Consider the following 21,905-nt stretch of genomic DNA (forward strand, 5'->3'; position numbering starts at 1 on the left):
GAACGCTTGCCCACCGACCGGCCGGGTTTGAAGAATGGACGGTATGTCGAGCGAATCCCGACGGCCGCTGGTCGCCGTCGCCGCCTTGGGCGGCACCATCTCCATGGTCCCCGGCGACGGCGAGGACCACGCGGTCCCCCGGCTCAGCGCCAAGGATCTGCTCGGCGGCCTCGTCGACGACCTGGCGATGGACATCCGCGCGGAGACACTCGCGGGTATCTCCAGCGCGTCGATGGACTTCGCCACGCTGATCAAGACCCGGGACTGGGCCGCGCAGGCCGTCGACGAAGGCGCCCAAGGCGTCGTCGTGGTCCAGGGCACGGACACGCTCGAAGAGACCGCGTACTTCTTCGAGCTGACTTGGGCTTCCGAGGCGCCGATCATCATCACCGGCGCCATGCGCAATCCCAGTCTGCCCAGCGCCGACGGCGCGGCGAACCTGGTCGCCGCGCTGACCGTCGCAGCCGATCCTCGCAGCCGCGGCCGCGGTTCGCTGGTCGCGTTCAACGACGACGTCCACCTCGCGCGCTGGGTCCGCAAGGCGCATTCGAGCCACGTCGAGGCGTTTTCGTCGAATCCCGCCGGGCCGCTCGGGCTGCTCGCGGAAGGCGCGGTGCACTACTTCCACCCGGTCGCCGCCCGTCCGGCGGCGTTGCCGGTGGGGAACGCGGACTTCTCCGGGCTGGTACCGATCGTCGAGAGCGGCGTCGAGGACACCGGGGAACTCCTGGAGACGCTGGTCAAGGCCGGGGTCAAGGGGGTGGTGATCGCGGCGAACGGCGCCGGGCACGTCTCGGCGGGGGCCGCGGACGTGATCGAGCGTGCGCTGCCGGAGGTGCCGATCGTGATCGCCGGCCGCACCGGAGCCGGGCCGACGTTCCGGAGTACCTATGGCTTCCGCGGTTCGGAGTCGGACCTGATCGCGATGGGCGCGACCATGGCAGGCTGGCTCGACCCGCGCAAATCCCGGCTCCTGCTGCACACCCTGCTCGCGACCGGCGCGTCCAGGGACCGTATCGAGGCCGAATTCCGGCTGCGCGGCGACCTCGACACCTAGCGTTTCGTCCAGCGTTTCGCTAGTCCCGGATCGGGCCGGAGATGGGGTCCAGGTGGTAGGGACGCATGGCGCGCGGCCCGTGCCGGTAGACGTGCACGCTGACGGCGGGGTCCGGCCCCTCGTTGCGCACCTCGTGGATGTAACCGGGACCGAAGACGCGTGACTGGCCCGCCGACAGCGAATGCAGCTCCGTCACGGCCCGGCCGTCGACGGCGCGTCGCGCGACTGTCTCGTTCAGCTGCCCGCTGACCACGGTGAACGCGCCCGCGGCGAACTCGTGGTCGTGCAGGTCGGTGTGCTGGCCGGGAAGCCAGCTCATCAGCCAGATCTCCTGGAGTTCGTCGCTGTCGACGAGCGCGGAGAACCGCTCCTCCGGGTCGTAGCGCAGCAGATGCCGCCAGCGGTCACGGTCCGCGGCGAACTCGAGCGCGACGCGCACCGGGTGGCGCAGGGCTGGGTTTTCGGGAATGACGAGCGTGTTGTCCGGTACGGCGAACATGAAGGTGTCCTCGCAGAAGGAAGAGGGTGTCGAACTGGGCCGGGGCGGGGTTCACCGACAACAGCGACACGACACGCACGCGACGGCGCCAAGACCCGAGAGGCCCCGCGACACAGTCATCCCACGTGCGAACATGCCCTCAGCGAACCAGTACGGAGCCCGGCGGTCAACAGATCTCACACCGTGGACCATGAGTTCCGCACGTACCGACCATGCTGGCAGCACGAATCCGGCCCGGTCTGTCGCGATCGTGCGGTCTTGCTTGCCTCGCGCCTCAGGACCACTCGTGCTTCTGTGACCGCCCCAGCAGTTCGGCTCCCGCCCGCCGCGGGTCGACCCCTTCGTGGCACACGCGGTGCATCGCGTCGGTGATGGGCATGTCGACGCCGTGGCTGAGCGCGAGTTCCCGGATCGACGTGCACGACTTGACGCCCTCGGCCACCTGCCCGCCCGCGGCGTCCAGCGCCTGCTGCAGGGTCTCTCCCCTGCCCAGCCGCTCACCGAAGGTCCGGTTGCGCGACAGCGGCGAGGAACACGTCGCCACCAGGTCGCCGACGCCGGCGAGCCCGGCGAAGGTGAGCGGGTCGGCGCCGAGTTTCGCGCCGAGCCGCGCCATCTCGGCCAGCCCGCGGGTGATCAGCGTCGCCATCGTGTTGGTGCCGAGCCCCAGCCCGGCCGCCATCCCGCAGCTCAGCGCGATGACGTTCTTGCACGCGCCGCCCAGTTCGCAGCCGACGACGTCGGTGTTGGTGTACGGCCGGAAGTACTGGTTGAAGCTAGCCTGCTGGATCGCCTTGGCGTTGTCGTGGTCCGTGCACGCGACGACCGCGGCCGACGGCTGCCCGAGCGCGATCTCCTTCGCCAGGTTCGGCCCGGAAACGACCACGATCCGGCCGTCCTCGACGCGAGCGATCTCGGCGATGACCTCGCTCATCCGCTTGAGCGTGCCGAGTTCGACACCCTTCGCAAGACTCACCAGGATCGCGTCGGAGGGCAGCAGACCGGACCACTCCGACAGATTGGTCCGCAGCGTCTGGCTCGGTACCGCGAGGACCACGGCCTGCGCACCGTCGAGCGCCTCGGCCGGATCCGCGGTCGCGGTGATCCGCGCGGGCAACTCGATATCGGGCAAATAGGACGAATTCCGGTGCTGGTCCCGGATCTCCGCCGCGACCTCGGGCCGCCGGGCCCAGATGGTCACGTCGCGGCCGGCGTCGCCGAGCACCTTGGCGAACGCCGTGCCCCACGATCCGGCGCCGAGTACGGTCACCCGCTGGACCTCGGCCATCAGGCGTCGTCCTCCGGCTTCTTCGCGGGCGGTTCCTCCTGGCGGATCTCCGCGAGCAGGGTGGTGATCTCGGTCATCATCAGCTCGGTGACCTCGCGCAGCTTGGACGCGCTGCGCGTGGACCCGTCCTTGTAGGCGGACAGGTCCATCGGCTCCCCGACCAGATGCGTGATCGTCTTGCGCGGGAACGGCGTGAACTTCTTCGTGTACCCGTTGAAGATGTGGTTCGTGCCCCAGCGGGCGATCGGGATCACCGGCACGTCGGTCTCCAGCGCGAGCCGCGCCGCGCCGGTGAACGGCTTCTTCGGCCAGCCGTCCGGATCCTTGCTGATCGTCCCCTCCGGATAGATGACGACGACCTTGCCGTCACGCAACGCCTGGTGGGCGGCCTTGAGGCTGTCGCCGGCGGCGGCCGAACCGCGCGAGACCGGGATCTGGCCCGCGCCGACGAAGATCTTGCCGAAGACCGGCGTCCTGGTCAGGCTCTCCTTGCCGAGGAACCGCGGCACCCGCTTCTGCCGGTGCACGAACACCGCGTCCACCGCCGGGTCCATGTGGGACACGTGGTTGAGCAGCAGCAGCGCGCCGCCTTCGCGGGGGATCTTCTCCTCACCGCGGTAGACGCGCCTGGCGATGGCCGTCGCCGGATAGAACAGTGCGGCGGCGACGCCAACCCAGAAGCCGCCCTTCTCACGCCGGGCCAATTCGTCCTCCTCGAAGTCGCACGTGCCGTCCCAGACCCCTGATCCTGCCGCCCGCGTACGAGCGGGGTCCAGGGAGGGTCGGGTAAGAATGCAGATGTGGACGTGGACCTGATCGTGCCGATGAAACGCCCGGCGCAGGGCAAGTCGCGCCTTCGCGGCGCGGTCGTGCCCGAGCGGCACGCCGAACTGGTGCTGGCGCTGGCGTACGACACGCTGGCCGCGGCGACCTCGGCGGACGGCGTCCGCCGGGTACTGGTGGTCGCCGCGGACCCGGCTTCGGTGGCGGATCTCGCCGAGCTGGGCGTGGAAATCGTCGCCGAACCTTCGCGAGGCGGATTGAACGCCGCCCTGCGTCACGGCGCGGAACTGCTGCGCCGGGACACCCCGTCCGGTCTCGTCGGCGCCCTGCAGGCCGACCTGCCCGCGTTGCGGACCGAAGACCTCACCGCCGCGCTCGCCGAGGCCGCGGGCGAGCGGGCCTTCGTCGCGGACCGGCAGGGAACGGGCACGACCCTGTTGCTCGCCGGAGCGGGCCGGGCCCTCGAACCCCGGTTCGGCGAGGGTTCCGCGCGGGCGCACGCCGCCTCCGGTGCGACGCCGCTCACGATCGCCGCCGAATCGCTGCGCGGTGACGTGGACACCGCGGATGATCTCGCTCACGTCCGCACCCTGGGTGTCGGAAAGCGCACTTCAACGCTGCTGGGAACACCCTGCGTGGTGATGTGACGAGAGTTCACCCCGGCGACCCGCGCGCGGCGCACATAATCGCGCCGAGTGGTGAACAATGAAGCCCGTGAGCACAAACGACGGCGGCACCCCGAACTCGGCAAGGAAGCGGAAGACCTCCGCCGCGAAACCGGAACCGGACAACGGCGCGGCCAAACCCGCCAGGGCGCGCAAGACCAGTCCCGCGGTGAAGACGAACAGCACCCCGAGAGCGGCCATCCGCGCGACCCGGGGCGGTTCGGCGAGCCGTCCCGCCCAGGAGTTCCGCGCGCTGCCCGCCGCGCCCCCGGCGGTGACGTCGGCCCCCACCGCGGTCGAGACGCTGCCCGACGACCGGTACTTCAACCGCGAGCTGTCGTGGCAGGACTTCAACGCCCGCGTGCTCGCGCTGGCCGAGGACGAATCGCAGCCGCTGCTCGAACGCGCCAAGTTCCTGGCGATCTTCGCGTCCAATTTGGACGAGTTCTACATGGTGCGGGTCGCCGGGCTGAAGCGCCGCGACGAGACGGGCCTCCCGGTCCGCAGCGCGGACGGGCTCACCCCGCGCGAGCAGCTGGCCTACATCGCCAAACGCAACCAGGACCTGGTCGAGCGGCACACCAACGCCTTCGAACTGCACCTGCGGCCCCGGCTGGCCGAGGAAGACATCCACATCGTCGGCTGGAACGACCTGACCGGCGCCGACCAGCTCCGGCTGTCCAACTACTTCAGCGAGCAGATCTTCCCGGTGCTCACACCGCTGGCCGTGGATCCCGCGCATCCGTTCCCCTATATTTCGGGCCTTTCGCTCAACCTGGCCATCACCGTCCGCGACCCCGAGGCGGGCACGGAGCGGTTCGCCCGCGTCAAGGTGCCGAGCAACGTGCCGCGCCTGATGCGCATCGAGCAGCAGCCCCGTGAGGTCCGCACCGCGACGTTCCTGCCGCTGGAGGAACTGATCGCCGCCCATCTCGGCGAGCTGTTCACCGGGATGGAGGTCACCGAGCACCACGCGTTCCGCGTCACCCGCAACGCGGACTTCGAGGTCGAAGAAGACCGGGACGAGGACCTCCTCCAGGCGCTGGAGCGCGAGCTGGCCCAGCGCCGGTTCGGCCCGCCGGTGCGGCTCGAAGTCGCGCAGGACATGAGCGAGCACATGCTCGAACTGCTGCTGCGGGAGCTGGAGGTCGACCCGCGCGACGTCGTCGAGGTCCCCGGCCTGCTGGACCTGACCTGCCTGCACCAGCTGTCCGGAGTGGACCGGAAGGAACTCAAGGACCGCCCTTTCGTGCCGGCCACCCATCCGGCGTTCGGCGAGCGCGAGACGCCGAAGTCGGTGTTCGCGACGCTGCGCGAGGGCGACGTCCTCGTGCATCACCCGTACGACTCCTTCTCCACCAGCGTCCAGCGGTTCATCGAACAGGCCGCCGCGGACGACAAGGTGCTGGCGATCAAGCAGACGCTGTACCGCACCTCCGGTGACTCCCCGATCGTCGACGCGCTGATCGACGCCGCCGAGGCTGGCAAGCAGGTCGTCGCGCTGGTCGAGATCAAGGCGCGGTTCGACGAGCAGGCCAACATCACCTGGGCGCGCACGCTGGAACGCGCCGGCGTGCACGTGGTCTACGGGCTGGTCGGGCTGAAGACGCACTGCAAGGTGTCGATGGTGGTGCGCCAGGAGGGTTCGACCATCCGCCGGTACTGCCATATCGGCACCGGCAACTACAACCCGAAGACAGCGCGTCTCTACGAGGATCTCGGCCTCCTGACCGCCGACCCCACGATCGGCGCGGACCTGACGGATCTGTTCAACGTGCTCACCGGCTACTCCCGGCAGGACACCTACCGCAACATCCTCACCTCGCCGCACGGGATCCGCCGCGGCATCGTGCGCGCGATCGGTGAGGAGATCGAACTCGCGCGGGCCGGCCAGACCGCCGGGATCCGGATCAAGTGCAACTCGCTCGTCGACGAGCAGGTGATCGACGCGCTGTACCACGCGTCGCAGGCCGGAGTGCCGGTCGACATCGTGGTGCGCGGGATCTGCGCGCTGAAGCCGGGTGTCGAAGGGCTCAGCGAGAACATCCACGTGCGGTCGATCCTCGGCCGGTTCCTGGAGCACTCGCGCATCTTCAACTTCCGCGCGGGCGGGACGCAGTGGATCGGCAGCGCGGACATGATGCACCGCAACCTCGACCGCCGCATCGAGGCACTGGTGCGGGTCAAGGATCCGAAGCTGACGGCTCAGCTGGACTACATCTTCGAGTCCGCGCTGCATCCGTCGACGCGGTGCTGGGTACTGAACTCGACCGGCGAGTGGGCCCCGTTCCCGGCGTCCGGCGACGACGTCCGCGATCACCAGGTCGAACTCGCGAAGCGGCACGGAGCCGCCGGATGAGCGGGGTCGTGCGGGCGGCCGGTGCGGTCCTCTGGCGACGTGCCGGGGACCGCGTCGAGGTCGCGCTGGTCCACCGGCCGCGCTACGACGACTGGTCGCTGCCGAAGGGGAAGCTGGATCCGGGCGAGACCATCGCGGAGGCCGCGGTCCGCGAGATCGGGGAGGAGACCGGGTTCGAGGCGGTGCTCGGCCGGTACCTGTTCCGGACCGAGTACACCGTGGCCGGGGAGCCGAAGACCGTCGACTACTTCTCCGCGCGCGCGGCTTCCGGCGCGTTCGCGCCGAACGAGGAGGTCGACGAACTGCGCTGGCTCGACGCCGAGACGGCGGAGAAACTGCTGACGCGGCCAGGGGACGTGCGGGTACTGCGCGAGTTCTCCGCGCTGCCGCCCGACCTCACCACGGTGATCCTGGTGCGGCACGCCAAAGCGGGTAAACGCGACGAGTGGAACGGCGACGACGACCTGCGGCCGCTTTCGGACGCGGGACAGCGTCAGGCCGAAGCACTGCGTTCGCTGCTGCGGCACTACGCGCCGAGCAGGGTGCTCTCGGCGCCGCGGCTCCGGTGCGTCCAGACGGTGAACGGGCTCGCCGAGGATCTCGACGTCGAGATCCGGCACGAGCCGCTGCTGTCGGAAGAGGGCTACTGGCCCGATCCGGTGCTCGGCGTCGCCCGGCTGCTGGCCATCGCGGGCGACGGCGGGACGCCGGTGGTCTCCAGCCAGGGCGGCGTGATCCCGGACGTCGTCAGCGCGCTGGCCGACCGCGACGGTGTCGACCTGCCCGCCGCGCGCGGCGGTGTGGTGCCGTCGAAGAAGGGCTCGTTCTGGGTGCTGTCGTTCCGGGCGCCGACCGAGGAGGACGGGCCGGTGCTGGTGGCCGCGGACTACTTCGCGTCGCCCCTGCCCACCCCCGCGCCCGCCCGCCCCTGACCGCACGCGCCGCCTCGTGACAGCGAACTGACAGCGCCGCTTGGTTTACTGCCCCCGTGTCCTTGTGGGGGGTCGTGATGGACATCCCGCGGTACTCGCCGTTCAGCCTGGGGGTGGAACGGACAGCATCGTCCGTACTTCGTCGGCACGGGGATCACCGAGGCGCTGGCATACGGCCAGCGCCTCGGCTCCGTAAGCGACGGCCTGGTCTTCCCGTCCCAGGCCGCGCATGATCTTCACGAGCGTGATGAGCACGTCGATGGTGCCGTATTCCGCGCCGAGCTCGTGGAGTTCGGCGAGCGCGCCGGAACACTTCTCCTCCGCCTCCTCGTACCGTCGCGCGCCCGCGAGCGCCTCGCCGGTGTTGGAGAGGGCGAGTGCCGCGTGGTACCGGTCACCGAGTTCGGCGAAGGACCGTCTCGCTTCGAGCGCGGCTTCGGCGGCCTCGTCGTAGGCGCCCCGGCCGATCCGGCTCGCGCTGATGTTGAGGAGCGCGTGCGGGACGAAGGTGCGCTGACCGTTGTCGGCGGCGAGGCGCGCGGCCTCGGCGGCGACCTGTTCGCTCTTCTCGAATTCGGAGCGGAGATGGTAAGCCCCCGACAGATTCGACAAGATCGCGACCGTGACCTCGGAGCCGCCGGTCTCCACGGACGCCTTCCTCGCCTCTTCCAGCATCTCCAGTGCCTCGTCGGGGCGAGTCGCCCGCAGGTAGGCCGATCCGAGGTTGTTGGCCGCGTACTGCAGGCCCAGCGGATCGGACGCGGCCCTCGTGGCCTCGACGGCGGCCTCGCCGGTGCTGAACCAGTCCTCCTGATCGTGCCGTTCGGAGTAGAAGGAGCGGAGCAGCCACGCGAGTTTCCAGGCGCGGTCCGGCCAGCCGCGGTCGGCGGCGATCCGGACCAGCGCGGCGAGCGCGGGGCGTTCCTCGACGTACCAAGCCGTCGCCTCCTCGCGGTCGGCGAAACCGGGCGGCGGACCCTCGGCCGGTTCGAGCACGACGTCCGAAGTGAGCAGGTCCGGCCGGACGAGTTCGTCCGCCGCGGCGACGGCGGCGAGGTACCAGTCGATCAGGCGCAGCAGCGCCGCGTCGCGTTCGGCCGGGTCGTCGTCCGCCGCGAGTTCCGCGGCGTAGACCCGCAACAGGTCGTGGAACCGGTACCGGTCGGTGCTCGGCTGGTTCAGCAGATGCGCCGAGGCCAGCTGATCGATCAGTTCCCTGGCCTCGAGAATCCCGGTCCCCGCCGCGACGGCCGCGGTCGTGACCCGGATCGGCACGCCGGGGAACAGCCCCAGCAACCGGAACAGCCGGGCCGCCTCCGGGCGCAACGCGTTGTAGGACCACGAAAACGCCGCACGCAGATCGGTACCCGCGTCCTGCGGATCCCGCAGGGTGTCGAGCCGGATCCGCTGATCCCGTAGCTCGTCGACGATCCACGCCAGTGAGGTGCCCGGGAACCGGGACGCCCGTTCCCCGGCCAGCGCCAGTGCCAGCGGCAATCCGCCGCACAGCAGGGTGAGATCCGCCACCGCGCCGGGTTCGGCGTCGAGCCGGGCGTGGCCGACGCTTCCGGCGAGCAGCGCCTTGGCCGCGTGCTCGTCCAAGGAGCGCAACGGCATCCGCCGCGCCCCTTCCCTGGCGACCAGGCCCCGCAACTGGTTCCGGCTGGTGACCACCACCAGATTGCCCGATCCGGGCAGCAGCGGCCGGATCTGGTCCGCGTCGCGGGCGTTGTCCAGCAGTACCAGCATCCTGGTCCCGGCCAGCCTGCCGCGCAGCGCGGCCGACCGTTGCTCCACTGTGGAGGGCAGCGCGTCGGCTGGCACGCCCACCGCCTGGAGGAACCCGGACAGTGCGTCCATCGGGGTGACCGGCGTACCCGCGGAATGCCCGCGCAGTTCTACGAAGAGTTGTCCGTCGGGGAATCTTTCCCGGAGCCGATGCGACCAATGGACGGCCAGCGCGGTCTTCCCGACCCCCGCCGTCCCTTCGATGACCACGATCCGTGTCGGCCCGCCCCGGTCGAGGAACCCGTCCAGCTGGGCCAGTTCGGTCTCGCGTCCGGTGAAACCCGTGACGTCGAAGGGAAGCTGACGCGGTACCGGCGGTACCACCGGTACCGGGGCGATCGGCTCCGCGCGCACGTCGGCGGCGAGCAGTTCGGCGTGCAGCCGCCGCAGTTCCGCGCCCGGTTCGACACCCAGTTCCTCGGCGAGCAGCGACCGCAGCCGGGCGTATCCGGCCAGCGCTTCGGCCCTTCGGCCGGAGCGCGCGAGAATCCGCACGAGTCTTTCCCACAACGATTCCCGGAGCGGGTGCCGCGCGACCAGCTCGGTCAATTCGGCGACGAGTTCCGCGTCGGCGGCCACGCCGGTATCCAGATCGATCCGCCTTTCCACGGCGAACAGATACCGCTCGGTGAGCCGGGGTTCCCATTCATCGGCGAGGGTGGGGGAACCGGCGCCTTCCAGCGGTGTCCCGCCCCACAGCGCGATCGCCCCGGCCAGCAGTGCCCGTTCCTCGGCGGGTTCTTTTCCGACGGCTTCGTCGAGAAGGGCGAGGAATCGCAGCACGTCGACCCCGGCGGGATCGGAAACGAGACGGTAACCGTCCGGTTCGGTCTCCACGAGGTGCTCGCCGAGCAAACGCCGCAAGCGCATCACGTTCGTCTGCAGGCTGCCGCGGATCCGTTCCGGGGGTTCGTGTCCCCAGACCCCGCGCGCGAGCGCGTCGATGGAAACCAGACGGCCGCACGACAGCGCCAAGGTGGCCAGCAGCGCGCGCTGACGGGCACTGCCGAGAGAACAAGCCGATCCGTCCACGATCACCCTGAACGGACCGAGAAGCCGGATTTCGATGGTGGCCCCCCTCAAGAACGGTGTTCCCCGCCTCGTTCTTCCATGGCGAGAAGAGTGACACACCTCGCCCGGCGACCGAGCGGGTTCCGGGGATTCCGTCCGCCCGGACAGTGGTGAAGGGACCGGAAACTGCGGCAGGGCCCCGCGCCGTGCGCGGGGCCCTGCCGTTGGCTCACTCGTGGAGAGGGAGCTTACTTCTTCTTCGCGGCCGCCGAAGTCCGCTTGGCCGGGGCCTTCTTGGCCGGAGCCTTGGCGGCGGTGGCCTTGGCGGCCGGCTTCGCGGCGGCCTTGGTGGCGGTCGCCTTCTTGGCCGTGGTGGCGCGAGTCGTCGTGGCCTTGGCCGCGGTCTTCGGCGCCGCCTTGGTGGCGGTCGTCTTGGCCGCTGCCTTGGTCGCGGTCGCCTTGGCGGCCGGCTTCGCGGCGGTGCGCGTCGTGGCGGCGGCGGCACGGGTCCGCGTGGTGGTGGAACGCGTCGCGGCCGGGCGGCTGGCGGCCGTCCGGGTCGTCGTCGCGCGGGTGGCGGCGGTCCGGGTGGTGGTGCCGGTGGTCGCGCGCTTCACAGCGGTGGCCTTCGGCAGCTTCTTCGAACCGCTGATGACGTCCTTGAAGGTCGTGCCGGCGCGGAAGGCGGGCACGTTGGTCTTCTTGACGCGAACGGTCTCACCGGTACGCGGGTTCCGCGCGGTGCGGGCGGCGCGGGCGCGCTTCTCGAACACACCGAAGCCGGTGATGTTCACCTTCTCGCCCTTGTTGACCGTCCGGATGATGATGTCGACAAGGCCATCGACGGCCTCCGACGCGACCTTCTTGTCGCCCAGGCGCTCCGACAGCGCCTCGATCAGCTGGGCCTTGTTGGCCATTCCAGTCCTCCAAGAAGAACTACTTGTACACGGCCCCGTCGGCCGACTTAGCGCACACGGTATTACCAATGCAGCACAAATTCCAAACGACGCGCGGAAATTTCCCTTGTCTCGGGGGCGGTTCCGCCTCTTGAGGGACCCCTCCAGGGCCTCTTGAGGTGCCGTTCGGTGTGGTTTCGGGGCTGGTGTGGAGGCCTTCGGCCGGGGTGCGGATTCCCTGCTCAGCAAGGGAATCCGCCCCCTTCGGCAGGCCCTAGGAGGAGGCCGCCGGGAGGGTCACCGGCTTCCAGGAGGGGCGCTGGGTCTCGAAAGTGTCGATCTCCTCCGCGTGGCGGAGTGTCAGGGCGATGTCGTCGAGCCCTTCGAGGAGCCGCCAGCGGGTGTAGTCGTCGATCTGGAAGGGCGCGGTGAAGTCCTTGGCTCGTACCGTCTTCGACTCGAGGTCCACCGTGACCTCCGTCCCAGGCTCGTTTTCGAGCAGCTTCCACAGCAGTTCGACGTCCGCCTGCTCGACCTGAGCGGCGACCAGGCCCTGTTTGCCCGAGTTCCCACGGAAGATGTCCGCGAACCGGGAAGAGATCACCACCCGGAAGCCGTAGTCCATCAGGGCCCAGACGGCGTGCTCACGGGAGGAACCGGTGCCGAAGTCCGGGCCCGCGACCAGGACCGACCCGCTTTTGAAGGGCTCTTCGTTGAGGATGAACGACTCGTCGGAGCGCCAGGCGGCGAAGAGCCCGTCCTCGAAGCCGGTGCGGCTCACGCGCTTGAGGTAGACCGCCGGGATGATCTGGTCAGTGTCCACGTTGGACCTGCGCAGCGGGACCCCGACGCCGGTGTGGTGGGTGAACGCATCCATGATTGGGAACTCCTTCGCGGATGTCAGCGATGTCAGCGGGCGGTGGCGGGCAGCAGGTCTTCGGGGCTGGACAGGGTTCCCCGGACGGCCGTGGCGGCCGCCACGAGCGGGGAGACCAGGTGCGTCCGGCCGCCCTTGCCCTGCCTGCCTTCGAAGTTGCGGTTCGAGGTCGACGCGCTGCGCTCACCCGGCTTGAGCTGGTCAGGGTTCATGCCGAGGCACATCGAGCAGCCCGCCTGGCGCCATTCCGCGCCCGCTTCGATGAAGACCTGGTCCAGCCCTTCGGCTTCGGCGGCCTGGCGGACGCGCATCGAGCCGGGGACGACGAGCATCCGGACCGACTCGGCGACCTTGTGCCCGCGCAGGACGTCCGCGGCGGCCCTCAGGTCCTCGATACGGCCATTCGTGCAGGAGCCGAGGAAGACGGTGTCCACCGCGATCTCACGCAGCGGGGTGCCCGGCTTCAGGTCCATATAGGACAGGGCCTTCTCGGCGGCGACGCGCTCGTTCTCGTCGCCGATCCGCTCCGGGTCGGGCACCTCGGCGCCCAGCGGGAGGCCCTGGCCCGGGTTGGTGCCCCAGGTCACGAAAGGCGTGAGCTCGTCGGCGTTCAGGTGCACCTCGGCGTCGAAGACGGCGTCGTCGTCGGTGCGCAGCTCGCGCCAGTTCTCGACGGCGGCGTCCCAGTCGGCGCCCTGCGGCGCGTGCGGACGGCCCTTCAGATACGCGAACGTCGTCTCGTCCGGTGCGATGAGGCCGGCGCGCGCCCCCGCTTCGATGGACATGTTGCACACCGTCATCCTGGCTTCCATCGACAGGTTCTCGATGGCCTTGCCGCGGTATTCGAGGACGTAGCCCTGCCCGCCGCCGGTGCCGATCTTGGCGATCACCGCGAGGATGACGTCCTTCGCCGTGACGCCGGGGCGCAGTTCCCCGTCGATGGTGATCGCCATCGTCTTGAATGGACGGAGCGGCAGCGTCTGGGTCGCCATCACGTGTTCGACCTCGGAGGTGCCGATGCCGAAGGCCATCGCGCCGAACGCGCCGTGCGTCGAGGTGTGACTGTCGCCGCACACCACGGTCATCCCGGGCTGGGTCAGGCCCAGCTGCGGGCCGATGACGTGCACGATGCCCTGTTCGGCGTCGCCCATCGGGTGCAGCCGGACCCCGAACTCCTCGCAGTTGGCGCGCAGGGTGTCGACCTGGGTGCGGGACACGGGATCCGCGATCGGCAGCTCGATGTCGATCGTCGGGACGTTGTGGTCCTCGGTCGCGATGGTGAGGTCGGGGCGGCGCAGTTTCCGGCCTGCCAGGCGGAGTCCGTCGAACGCCTGCGGGCTGGTGACCTCGTGCAGCAGGTGGAGGTCGATGTAGAGCAGGTCGGGCTCGGCCCCTTCGCCGCGCCGCACCAGGTGCGACTCCCACACTTTCTCGGCCAGTGTCCGGGGCATTTCCGGCTCCTCACATGCGGTGAAATCGGTACTTCCCACCATCTGGACATCTCAAACTTCGGGAAGATAGTATCGGCTTGTGGGACAGCATAGCGGTATCGGAGTACTCGACAAGGCCGTGGCCGTGCTTCAGGCCGTGGCCGAAGATCCTTGTGGCCTGGCGGAACTGTGCACGCGGACCGGCTTGCCACGCGCGACGGCGCACCGGCTCGCGGTCGGCCTCGAGGTGCATCGCCTGTTGCGCCGCGGCCCGGACGGGCGGTGGCGGCCGGGTACCGCGCTCGCGGAACTGGCGGGCGGTTCGACCGACCCGCTGCTCGACGCGGCGAGTTCGGTACTGCCCAAATTGCGCGACATCACCGGGGAAAGCGTTCAGCTCTACCGTCGCGACGGCGTCCAGCGCGTCTGCGTCTCGACCGCGGAACCGCCCAGCGGTCTCCGTGACACGGTGCCGATCGGTTCACGGCTGCCGATGACCGCCGGTTCCGGCGCGAAGGTCCTCGCCGCGTGGTCGGATCCGCATACGCAGCGGACGATCCTCTCCGAGGCGGTCTACGGGGAGCGCACGCTGCTGGAGGTCCGGCGGCGCGGCTGGGCCCAGAGCGTGGCGGAACGGGAACCGGGTGTGGCGAGTGTCTCGGCGCCGGTGCGGGATTCGTCGGGCACCGTGGTCGCCGCGGTGTCGGTTTCCGGGCCCATCGAACGGATAGGGCGTAAGCCGGGAGCGCGCTGGGCCGCGGACCTGCTCGCCGCCGCGGACGCGCTGCAGGAGCGCCTCTGACCGCTGGGAGTACGGGAAGGCCCCCTTCCCCCGGTTGAGCCGGGGGAAGGGGGCCTTCACGCGAAGTACGACCGTCCTATCAGAACTCGTCGGCCTCGGTCAGTTCGTGTTCGAACGCGTCGGCGCGGGTGACGAGGGCCTTCAGCGGATGTTCGAACTCGTTGACCAGGTTCAGGTCGATCAGCGGGATCGTGTGCTTGAGCAGGGCGACGCCGTCCACCACGGCCGCCCCGCCGACCGAATCGCCACCCGCGAGTTCCAGCAGGCGCCGCAGATCGATCTTGTCGGCCCAGCCGACCGGGGACGAGATCTCCACCCACTCCGCGCCGTCGTGGTCGGGCAAGTGGTGCAAGGACACCTGCTGGCCGCGGCCGTCCTCGGTGTCGACCCGGAACCGGAGCCAGCCGTCCCGCTCTTCGAGCACCTCGTACCGTGCCCGGACGAAATTGATCACGCCTGCCCAGATGGACACCCTCGTCACCTCTCGGTTTCGCCGCCTCGTGCGCTGTCGAGCATGGCACATCCGGGGCGGGTTCAGGCCGTGGGATAGAGCGTGGCCATCGCGCGGACGGTCTCGGTCAGGTGGGCGACCAGTTCGGCGGGTTCCAGCGCCTGCGCGTCGAGGCCGAGCTTGAGCAATCCGGCGGCGGCGTGGGGCACGCTCTCCAGCGGGATGGTGGCGCGGCACCAGCCGTCCTCGTCCGCGTCGGTGAGGGTGCGCCGGGCGAGACGCGCGGCCCGCGGGCCGAGGACGTCGGGCAAGGCCGCGACCCCCTGCGGCGACAGGCGGACGAGGGCTGTCTCGGTTTCTTCGGCTTCTTCGTAGCTTTCTACGTGTGCTCGCCAGAACGCGGAGAGTTCGAATCCGTCAGGCCGCTCGGCCTTCCGCGGCAACGTCCGGAGCGCCTGGATGGACGAGACCTTGTACGTACGCGGCTGATTCCGCCGGGCCGCGATGAGGTACCAGACGCCTGCCTTGAGCACGAGCCCCAGCGGATGCAGTCGCCGCGTGACCACCTCCGGCCGCGGCGACCAACGGCGGTAACGGACTTCGACGACCTGGTCCCGCCACAGCGCTTCCGCCACCACGGTCAGATGCGGCACAGGATCCGCGCGCCGGTACCAGCCGGGCGCGTCGAGGTGGAACCGCTGCCGGATCCGCATCGACGCGTCGCGGTACGGCGTCGGCAACGCGGCCGTCAGCTTGAGTTCGGCGGCGGCGACCTGGGCACCGAGCCCCAGTTCCGCGGCGGGCTCCGGCATCCCGGTGAGGAACAGCGATTCCGCCTCGCCCTCGGTGAGCCCGGTCAGGCGGGTGCGATAGCCCTCCATCAGCTGATAGCCGCCGGACGGCCCCGGCTCGGCGTAGATCGGCACGCCCGCGGCGGAAAGCGCCTCGACGTCCCGATAGACGGTGCGCGCGGTCACCCCGAGTTCCGCGGCCAGCTTGGCCGCGCTCATCCGTCCCCGGTTCTGCAGCAACAGCAACAGGGAGACCATCCGTCCGGCGCGCATGTCCCGGAGTGTGCCAGCGACCACTGACAGAAGATGTCAGTGGTGACTCCGCAAGATCATCGGCATGAACGATTTCGACTTCTTCACCGGCACCTGGAACGTCGTCAACCGGCGGCTCACGACCCTCTTCGAAGGCAGCGACGACTGGCACGAGTTCCCTGGCGTCTCCACCTCCCGCTCGATCTTCGGGGGCGGCGCCAACCTCGACGAGATCCATTTCCCGACACTGGGCAGCAGCGGCTGCACCCTCCGGCTCTTCGACGTCACGCGGAAGGAATGGTCGCTTTACTGGGCCGGCAGCCGGACCGGGCTGCTCTCCCCGCCGGTGGTGGGCACCTTCACCGACGGGCGAGGCGACTTCTACGGCGACGACGCGCATGACGGGAAGCCGGTCAAGGCGCACTACATCTGGTCCGACATCACCGGAACCTCGGCGCGGTGGGAGCAGGAGTACTCCGCCGACGGCGGCCGGACGTGGGAATCGAACTGGGTCATGGAGTTCAGCCGGCCCTGAGGTGCTCTCCGTCCCGCGCGACTGCCATGAAAGGACCTTTCCTTGCAAAATTTGCAAGGAAAGGTCCTTTCATGGCACGGGGTCGTCACCGGACCACTGACCGAACGACACCCGGCGAGAGCGGGTCACACAGGCGCCATTCGGTAACCGGAGCCTCGCACGGTGTGGATCAGCGGCGGGTCCTTGAGCTTCCGCCGCAGCCGCGCGATGACGACGTCGAGCACGTTCGACGCGGGGTCCGCCATCTCGTCCCACGCGTACCGGATCAGTCCCCGCCGCGAGACCGGCCGCCCGGTCGCGGCCATCAGCCGCTCCATGACGAGATACTCCTTGCGGGTCACGGTGAGCAGCACGCCGGCCCGCGAGATCTGGTGCCTGCCGGTGTCGAGTTCGACGTCGGCGCAGCGCAGGACCACCGCCCGCCCGCCCATGTCGCGGCGGCACAGGCTGCGCACCCTGGCGATCAGTTCCGGCATCGCGAACGGCTTGACCAGGTAGTCCCCGCCGCCGACGCGCAACCCGTCGATCCGGTCGGCGACACTGTCGCGCGCGGTGAGGAACAGCACCGGCATCGGCCATCCGGCGCCGCGCCTGTTCCGCACGTACGCCAGTGCGTCCCCCGAAGGCAGCATCCGGTCGAACACCACGCAGTCGTAGGCGTTCACCATCAGCGCCTCGTCGGCGCCGGGCAGGTCGGCGGCGGTGTCCACCGCGAACCCGTCGCCGCGAAGGGCGAACTCCAGCGCCACCCGCAAATTTTCGTCGTCTTCGGTCACCAGCACCCGCACACAGGAACCCTACTGGCTTGTAGCCACCACCACGTCGGCCACATGCAGCCCTCGCAGTTCTTCGACGGCGGGCATCCGGCCCAGCAGGCGCAGGCGTTGCGACTGCGCCTTGCGCACCTTCTCGAACAACCGCCGCGCGTCACGGGCGTTGCCGAAGTTGACGTCGCCGGAGATGCGCCGGAAGTGGTCGGTCAGCACCGGGGCGGCGGCGGGATCGAGTTCGTAGTCCCCCGCCGAAGCCATCCGCCCGAAGATGGCGAGCAGTTCGTCCGGACTGTAGTTCTCGAACTCGATCGTCTTGCCGAAGCGGGACGCGAGACCGGGGTTGGCGGCGAGGAAGTCGACCATCTCGCCGGTGTATCCGGCCACGATCACCGCGACCTCGTCGCGATGTTCCTCCATCAACGGGACCAGGGTGTCGATCGCCTCCTGGCCGAAGTCACCGCCGGAACCGGCGAGCCGCGAAAGCGTGTACGCCTCGTCGATGAACAGGACGCCGCCCTTGGCCTCCTCGAACACGGTCGCCGTCTTCTCCGCGGTGTGCCCGATGTACTGCCCGACGAGATCGCGGCGGGACACCTCGCGGAACTGGCCGTGCGGCAGGACTCCCAGCGCCTTCAGCAGTTTGCCGTAGATCCGCGCGACCGTCGTCTTCCCGGTGCCGGGCGCGCCCGCGAAGATCAGATGGTGCCCGGCGGCGCCGATCGGCAGCCCGGCGCGGCGGCGCCATTCGTTGACCTGCAACTCGTCGACGAGCGCGCGCACCTCCTCCTTCACCCCCGGCAGGCCGATCATCGCGTCGAGTTCGGCGAGCATCTCGTCGAGCGCATCGTCGCCGGTGCCCCCGGGAGTCGCGGCCTCGCTGAGCACCGGCGTCGCCCCCTCGGCGATCGAGATCCCGGGTTCCGCGGTGTTGGCGACCCGGCAGGCGGAGATCTCACCGCCGCAGCCCGAAGCGAACGCGATCCCCGAACCCCGGGTGTCGGTCACCGTGCACCGCTTCAGCACCGGAGCGCCGTGGTGCGCCACCGCGATGCCCTCGTAGCCGGTGTGCGAGACCACGCAGCCTTCGATGACCGGCCGGGCGTACTGGTAGACGTAGAAACCCCGCAGCCCGCAGCCGGTCACCGTGCAGTCGGCCACGACCGGATCGGCGCCCTGGCCGAGGGTGATCCCGTCGCCCAGCACGTCTTCGACGGTGGTGTCCTCGATCCTGCCGGGCGAGCCGTCGACGAGGATCCCCTGCTCCGCCGCCGAAATCACGCAGCCTGTGACGGTGAAGGCCGTCGTGCCGCGGATGACGATCGCCGGCCCGCGCCCGCCGGAGACGGTGCAGCGCTGGACGGTCAGTTCGGTGTCCTGTGCCTCGATCGCGGACGCGCCGCCTGCCAGGAGTTCGATCCCTTTCAGGACAAGCGATCCGCCGAAGGTGCGGAAAACGGGCCGTTCCGCCCCTCGGCCGTCGACGACGACGGTCGCGCCGTCCGCCGCGGCCAGGGTCACCCGCAGGCCGGTCAGTTCCACGGTCTCCGCGTATTCACCGCTCGCGATGGTGATGACGGCGCCGTCGGACGCGTCCGCCAAGGCGTCGCCGATGGTCGGATACGCGCCGGGCCGTCGCGCCACCAGCAGGACGCGGCCGGGAGTCGAGGTGGTCATCAGCCCGCCTTGGCCATCAGCCAGCCGCGGTCGACGGCCTTGGCGCCGGCCTGGAACCGGCTGCGGGCACCGAGCCGGTTCATGATGTCGGCGACCATCCGGCGCACCGTGCGCACCGAGATGCCGAGCCGCGCGGCGGCGGATTCGTCGGTCGTACCGGAGAAGAGCAGCGTCAGCAGCTCCTGCTCGCGGCAGGTCAGCATCGAGGCGTCCTCGGGTTCGGGCAGGTCCAGCGGGACGAGTGGGGCGGCGGCCTGCCAGATCCGCTCGAAGAGGCCGACCGTCGCGGTGACCACGCCGGGCAGCCGGAAGACCGCGGATCCGGTCTGCCTGCCGTCGGCGGGGAGGACGACCGAGGTCCGGTCGATCACCAGCGCGTCCATCGGGACCTCGGCGTCGGTCCGCACCTCGGCCCCGGCCCGTGACATCCGGTTGAGCGCGCCGGACATCCGCGCGGAGTCGGGGAAGAGCACCTTGTAGCGCACTCCGGGCCGCACGTTGGCGAGCGCGATGCGCTGGAACGTGGAGTCCGTTCCGGCGCTCATGATGAGCACCTCGGCGGTCGCTTCGGCGAGGAGCTCGCCCAGGCCCGCCCGATCACGGGCCGGGCCCGCTCCCATCACCAGGCTGAGCTGGCCGGTCTGCACGGTCATCGCAGGTACCTCCCTCTTCCCCCGGCGCGGTCCCGCCGACGACGTCCTGTTCATGCCAGTTCCCGCCGTCCCGGCGGCGCGGGCCACCCGACGCGTTAGCGTTCAGGGGCACCGCGGCCGTCGTGAGGGGCCGGGGGAACCGAACGCGTCTACTTTCGCCGTCCGAACATGAGGTTTTGATGACACGGGTGATGGTCGTCGAAGACGACGGGAATCTGCGGCTCGCGCTGGTCACGCAGCTGCGAGCGGCCGGCTTCGTGGTCGACGACGCCGGTGACATCGCGTCCGCGGACCGGATTCTGCGGGAAACCCGGCACGACTGCGTGGTGTTCGACCGCATGCTGCCCGACGGCGACGCGATCTCCTACGTCCACATGCGACGGCAGCTGGGCTGGCGGGCGCCGGTGCTGTTCCTCACCGCCCGCGACGCGCTCGCCGACCGGGTGGCCGGATTCGAGCACGGCGGCGACGACTACCTCGTGAAACCGTTCGTGATGGCCGAGCTGACCGAGCGGGTGGCCAACCTGTGCCGCCGCTCCGCGTTCGACCGGCCGTCGGTGCTGCAGCACGAAGACCTGGTGATGGACTGCGCGCGGCGCGAAGTGCGCCGGGCGGGCGTACTGCTCACCTTGACGAACAAGGAGTACGCCGTGCTCGAATACCTGCTGACCAGGGCGGGACTGCCGGTGCAGCGGGCCGATCTGATCGAGCACTGCTGGGACGCGCAGGCCGATCCGATGTCCAATGTGGTCGATGTGGTGGTGAAGCGGTTGCGCCGCAAACTCAAGGAGCCGGAACTGATCCACGCCGTCCGCGGTCTCGGCTACCGGCTGGGCGCCCGGTGAACACGTATTCCTCGGCCGATCGGCTGCGCAGGCTCCGCTGGCTCCTGACCGCCCTGTTCACCGTGATGAACGCGCTCGGCCTGATCGTCTTCGCGTGGCTGCTCATCAACGAGGACGGCGACCAGGGCGAGGAACGGGTAGACGCCGCGCTGGCGCAGGTCACGTCGTCGGTCAGCAGGCTGGTCAGCTACGACGGCACGGTGAGCTTCGGCCTGGTCAACACCGACGTACTGAACGATCGCTGCCCCCAGTTCGCGATCCTGCCCGGCGGCGCGCCCGCGTTCCAGGCGCATCTTTCGCGGGCGAACTGCGTCCCGATGAGCCCGCAGGTGCTGAACGGCCTCGCCAGCGAGGCGGCGCGGACCGGCAAACTGGTGCAGGGTCATCAAAGGGCGACCGACGGCGAAGTGGTCAAGGTCCGCGCCGAGCCGCTGCGTGACACCGACGGCAAGGTGTTCGCGGCCGTCGTCGCGGTGCAGTCCACGGCCGCCGAGGACGACGCGCACACTCAGTTCACGCTGCTGGTGATCGGCGGGACGGTATTGCTGGTCGCGGTGCTGGGCTTCGCGGGCCACCTGCTGTCCGGCCGCTCGATCCGGCCCGCGGCCGCGGCCCTGCAACAGCAGGAAGTCCTCCTCGCCGAAACCGCGCACGACCTCCGCACCCCGGTCGCCGCCCTGCGCGCACTCGCCGAAACCGCGATGACCAACCCGGCCCAGTCGGCGGAACTCCTGCCGCGGACCGTCCGCCTCGCCGCGAGGATGGGCGGCATCATCGACGACCTCCTCGTCCGCGCCCGGCTCGCCGCGGGGGTGGAACAGCTGAGTCTCCAGCCGATCTGGCTCGACCAGCTGGTGGTGGGCGTGGTCGAGGACACCGCGACCGACAGCGCCGAGATCACCGTCACCGCCGCGCCCACGAAGGTCAACGCCGACCCCGCGTTGCTGCAACGCGCCATCGGCAACCTCCTCGACAACGCCGTGCGCTACGGCCGCCAGCCGGGCGCGAAGGCCTTCGTGCACCTCACCGTCGCGGGCGGCACCGTGACCGTCGCCGACCATGGCCCGGGCATCGACACCACGATGGCGGACGACGCCTTCGACCGGTTCGCCAGCACCGGCGGATCTTCCGGGCTGGGACTGTCCATCGTGCGGTGGGTCGCGCAGTCGCACGGCGGCACCCTCGCGGTGTACAACGCCGACGAAGGCGGCGCGATCTTCGAACTGAGGCTGCCGGTCAGCCCGAACTGAAGCGAGGAGCGGAGCCGCTACGATGCTGCTGGTTATCGTGGGGGTAAGGAGCCCTTCAGCACCTGGCGACAGGCGAGGCGCTCCCCGAGGAGCAGGACGCGCCCTATGACTGTCCATAAGGGATGGTTTTCGGCGAATCGGTGTCCGTTTGATGCCTGGACGTACGGTCCCGATTGGGGTCGTGAGTGGCAAAGAGGGTTAGAACGCTATTTGCCACTCACGACCGCCTTGCGAGACCGGCCGAACCGCTCAAGCCGGACACTTATCGCCGGGAAAGTGTCCCTTGTGGACACC

The 21,905-nt window shown here is 69.9% G+C and carries 20 protein-coding genes; 8 read left to right on the forward strand and 12 right to left on the reverse strand.

Translation table 11 applies throughout. The features are described from left to right. The first annotated feature begins 43 nt into the window (after positions 1–43). Positions 44–1,057: an asparaginase gene (locus tag SD37_RS30085; protein ID WP_044855487.1), complete on the forward strand. Its 1,014-nt coding sequence runs from the start codon at positions 44–46 to the stop codon at positions 1,055–1,057. A gap of 19 nt (positions 1,058–1,076) precedes the next feature. Here the strand turns inward: SD37_RS30085 and SD37_RS30090 are convergent, their stop codons facing one another. The 3 genes from SD37_RS30090 to SD37_RS30100 all read right to left on the reverse strand — a co-directional run bounded on the left by SD37_RS30090 (position 1,077) and on the right by SD37_RS30100 (position 3,548). Then, on the reverse strand, positions 1,077–1,556 hold the full coding sequence (locus SD37_RS30090; protein ID WP_044855488.1) for a cysteine dioxygenase: 480 nt from the start codon (positions 1,554–1,556) through the stop codon (positions 1,077–1,079). Between the two features lie 274 nt (positions 1,557–1,830). Continuing rightward, on the reverse strand, positions 1,831–2,844 hold the full coding sequence (locus SD37_RS30095) for an NAD(P)H-dependent glycerol-3-phosphate dehydrogenase (RefSeq protein WP_083255119.1): 1,014 nt from the start codon (positions 2,842–2,844) through the stop codon (positions 1,831–1,833). Beyond that, positions 2,844–3,548: a lysophospholipid acyltransferase family protein gene (locus SD37_RS30100; protein WP_044855490.1), complete on the reverse strand. Its 705-nt coding sequence runs from the start codon at positions 3,546–3,548 to the stop codon at positions 2,844–2,846. Before SD37_RS30100 ends, SD37_RS30095 begins: the two co-directional genes overlap by 1 nt. A 96-nt stretch (positions 3,549–3,644) precedes the next feature. Between SD37_RS30100 and cofC the strand changes: the two genes are divergently transcribed. From cofC to SD37_RS30115, 3 genes are read left to right on the forward strand one after another with little or no spacing between them, the layout of a single operon-like run. Continuing rightward, positions 3,645–4,274 carry a 2-phospho-L-lactate guanylyltransferase gene (cofC, locus tag SD37_RS30105; RefSeq protein ID WP_044855491.1) on the forward strand — a complete coding sequence of 210 codons (630 nt, stop codon included), beginning with the start codon at positions 3,645–3,647 and terminating at the stop codon, positions 4,272–4,274. Between the two features lie 58 nt (positions 4,275–4,332). Next, positions 4,333–6,651: an RNA degradosome polyphosphate kinase gene (locus SD37_RS30110; RefSeq protein ID WP_173426397.1), complete on the forward strand. Its 2,319-nt coding sequence runs from the start codon at positions 4,333–4,335 to the stop codon at positions 6,649–6,651. Then, complete coding sequence (locus SD37_RS30115) at positions 6,648–7,583, forward strand: NUDIX hydrolase (RefSeq protein WP_044855492.1); 936 nt, start codon at positions 6,648–6,650, stop codon at positions 7,581–7,583. The genes SD37_RS30110 and SD37_RS30115 overlap by 4 nt, the downstream gene beginning before the upstream one ends. A gap of 102 nt (positions 7,584–7,685) precedes the next feature. On the opposite strand, the gene SD37_RS30120 is transcribed toward SD37_RS30115, so the two are convergent. The 4 genes from SD37_RS30120 to leuC all read right to left on the reverse strand — a co-directional run bounded on the left by SD37_RS30120 (position 7,686) and on the right by leuC (position 13,606). Continuing rightward, entirely contained in the window at positions 7,686–10,403 is a 2,718-nt protein-coding gene (locus SD37_RS30120; protein WP_236725145.1) for an AfsR/SARP family transcriptional regulator, read from the reverse strand. A 227-nt stretch (positions 10,404–10,630) separates the two neighbouring features. Beyond that, complete coding sequence (locus SD37_RS30125; RefSeq protein WP_065913015.1) at positions 10,631–11,299, reverse strand: HU family DNA-binding protein; 669 nt, start codon at positions 11,297–11,299, stop codon at positions 10,631–10,633. A 253-nt stretch (positions 11,300–11,552) separates the two neighbouring features. Next, the gene (leuD, locus tag SD37_RS30130; RefSeq protein ID WP_037312962.1) at positions 11,553–12,155 is read right to left on the reverse strand and encodes a 3-isopropylmalate dehydratase small subunit; all 603 of its coding nucleotides are present in this window, start codon (positions 12,153–12,155) and stop codon (positions 11,553–11,555) included. A 32-nt stretch (positions 12,156–12,187) separates the two neighbouring features. Continuing rightward, a complete protein-coding gene (leuC, locus tag SD37_RS30135; protein WP_044855493.1) occupies positions 12,188–13,606 on the reverse strand; it encodes a 3-isopropylmalate dehydratase large subunit in 1,419 nt (472 codons plus the stop codon). A gap of 79 nt (positions 13,607–13,685) precedes the next feature. Here leuC and SD37_RS30140 point away from each other — a divergent pair, with 79 nt between their 5' ends. Then, the gene (locus SD37_RS30140) at positions 13,686–14,387 is read left to right on the forward strand and encodes an IclR family transcriptional regulator (RefSeq protein ID WP_044855494.1); all 702 of its coding nucleotides are present in this window, start codon (positions 13,686–13,688) and stop codon (positions 14,385–14,387) included. Positions 14,388–14,466: 79 nt separating this feature from the next. Here the strand turns inward: SD37_RS30140 and SD37_RS30145 are convergent, their stop codons facing one another. After that, complete coding sequence (locus SD37_RS30145; RefSeq protein ID WP_037317116.1) at positions 14,467–14,859, reverse strand: hypothetical protein; 393 nt, start codon at positions 14,857–14,859, stop codon at positions 14,467–14,469. A gap of 62 nt (positions 14,860–14,921) precedes the next feature. Continuing rightward, positions 14,922–15,902: a helix-turn-helix transcriptional regulator gene (locus SD37_RS30150; RefSeq protein ID WP_044855603.1), complete on the reverse strand. Its 981-nt coding sequence runs from the start codon at positions 15,900–15,902 to the stop codon at positions 14,922–14,924. A gap of 64 nt (positions 15,903–15,966) precedes the next feature. On the opposite strand from SD37_RS30150, the gene SD37_RS30155 reads away from it, so the two are divergent. Then, complete coding sequence (locus SD37_RS30155; protein WP_044855495.1) at positions 15,967–16,416, forward strand: hypothetical protein; 450 nt, start codon at positions 15,967–15,969, stop codon at positions 16,414–16,416. Positions 16,417–16,541: 125 nt separating this feature from the next. Here the strand turns inward: SD37_RS30155 and SD37_RS30160 are convergent, their stop codons facing one another. Genes SD37_RS30160 through SD37_RS30170 form a run of 3 tightly spaced genes read right to left on the reverse strand, consistent with a single transcriptional unit; the run spans position 16,542 to position 19,516 of the window. Then, a complete protein-coding gene (locus SD37_RS30160) occupies positions 16,542–17,204 on the reverse strand; it encodes a winged helix-turn-helix domain-containing protein (RefSeq protein WP_065913016.1) in 663 nt (220 codons plus the stop codon). 9 nt (positions 17,205–17,213) lie between these two features. Next, positions 17,214–18,863 (reverse strand): right-handed parallel beta-helix repeat-containing protein, encoded by a 1,650-nt coding sequence (locus tag SD37_RS30165; protein WP_044855497.1) that lies wholly within the window; start codon positions 18,861–18,863, stop codon positions 17,214–17,216. After that, positions 18,863–19,516 carry a helix-turn-helix transcriptional regulator gene (locus tag SD37_RS30170; protein WP_044855498.1) on the reverse strand — a complete coding sequence of 218 codons (654 nt, stop codon included), beginning with the start codon at positions 19,514–19,516 and terminating at the stop codon, positions 18,863–18,865. Before SD37_RS30170 ends, SD37_RS30165 begins: the two co-directional genes overlap by 1 nt. Before the next feature lie 179 nt (positions 19,517–19,695). Here SD37_RS30170 and SD37_RS30175 point away from each other — a divergent pair, with 179 nt between their 5' ends. Further along, complete coding sequence (locus SD37_RS30175; RefSeq protein WP_174567865.1) at positions 19,696–20,361, forward strand: response regulator transcription factor; 666 nt, start codon at positions 19,696–19,698, stop codon at positions 20,359–20,361. Beyond that, the gene (locus tag SD37_RS30180) at positions 20,358–21,611 is read left to right on the forward strand and encodes a sensor histidine kinase (protein ID WP_044855499.1); all 1,254 of its coding nucleotides are present in this window, start codon (positions 20,358–20,360) and stop codon (positions 21,609–21,611) included. Before SD37_RS30175 ends, SD37_RS30180 begins: the two co-directional genes overlap by 4 nt. The last annotated feature ends 294 nt before the right edge of the window (positions 21,612–21,905 follow it).

Origin of the sequence: Amycolatopsis orientalis, assembly GCF_000943515.2 — a bacterium.
Taxonomy (GTDB): Bacteria; Actinomycetota; Actinomycetes; order Mycobacteriales; family Pseudonocardiaceae; genus Amycolatopsis; species Amycolatopsis orientalis.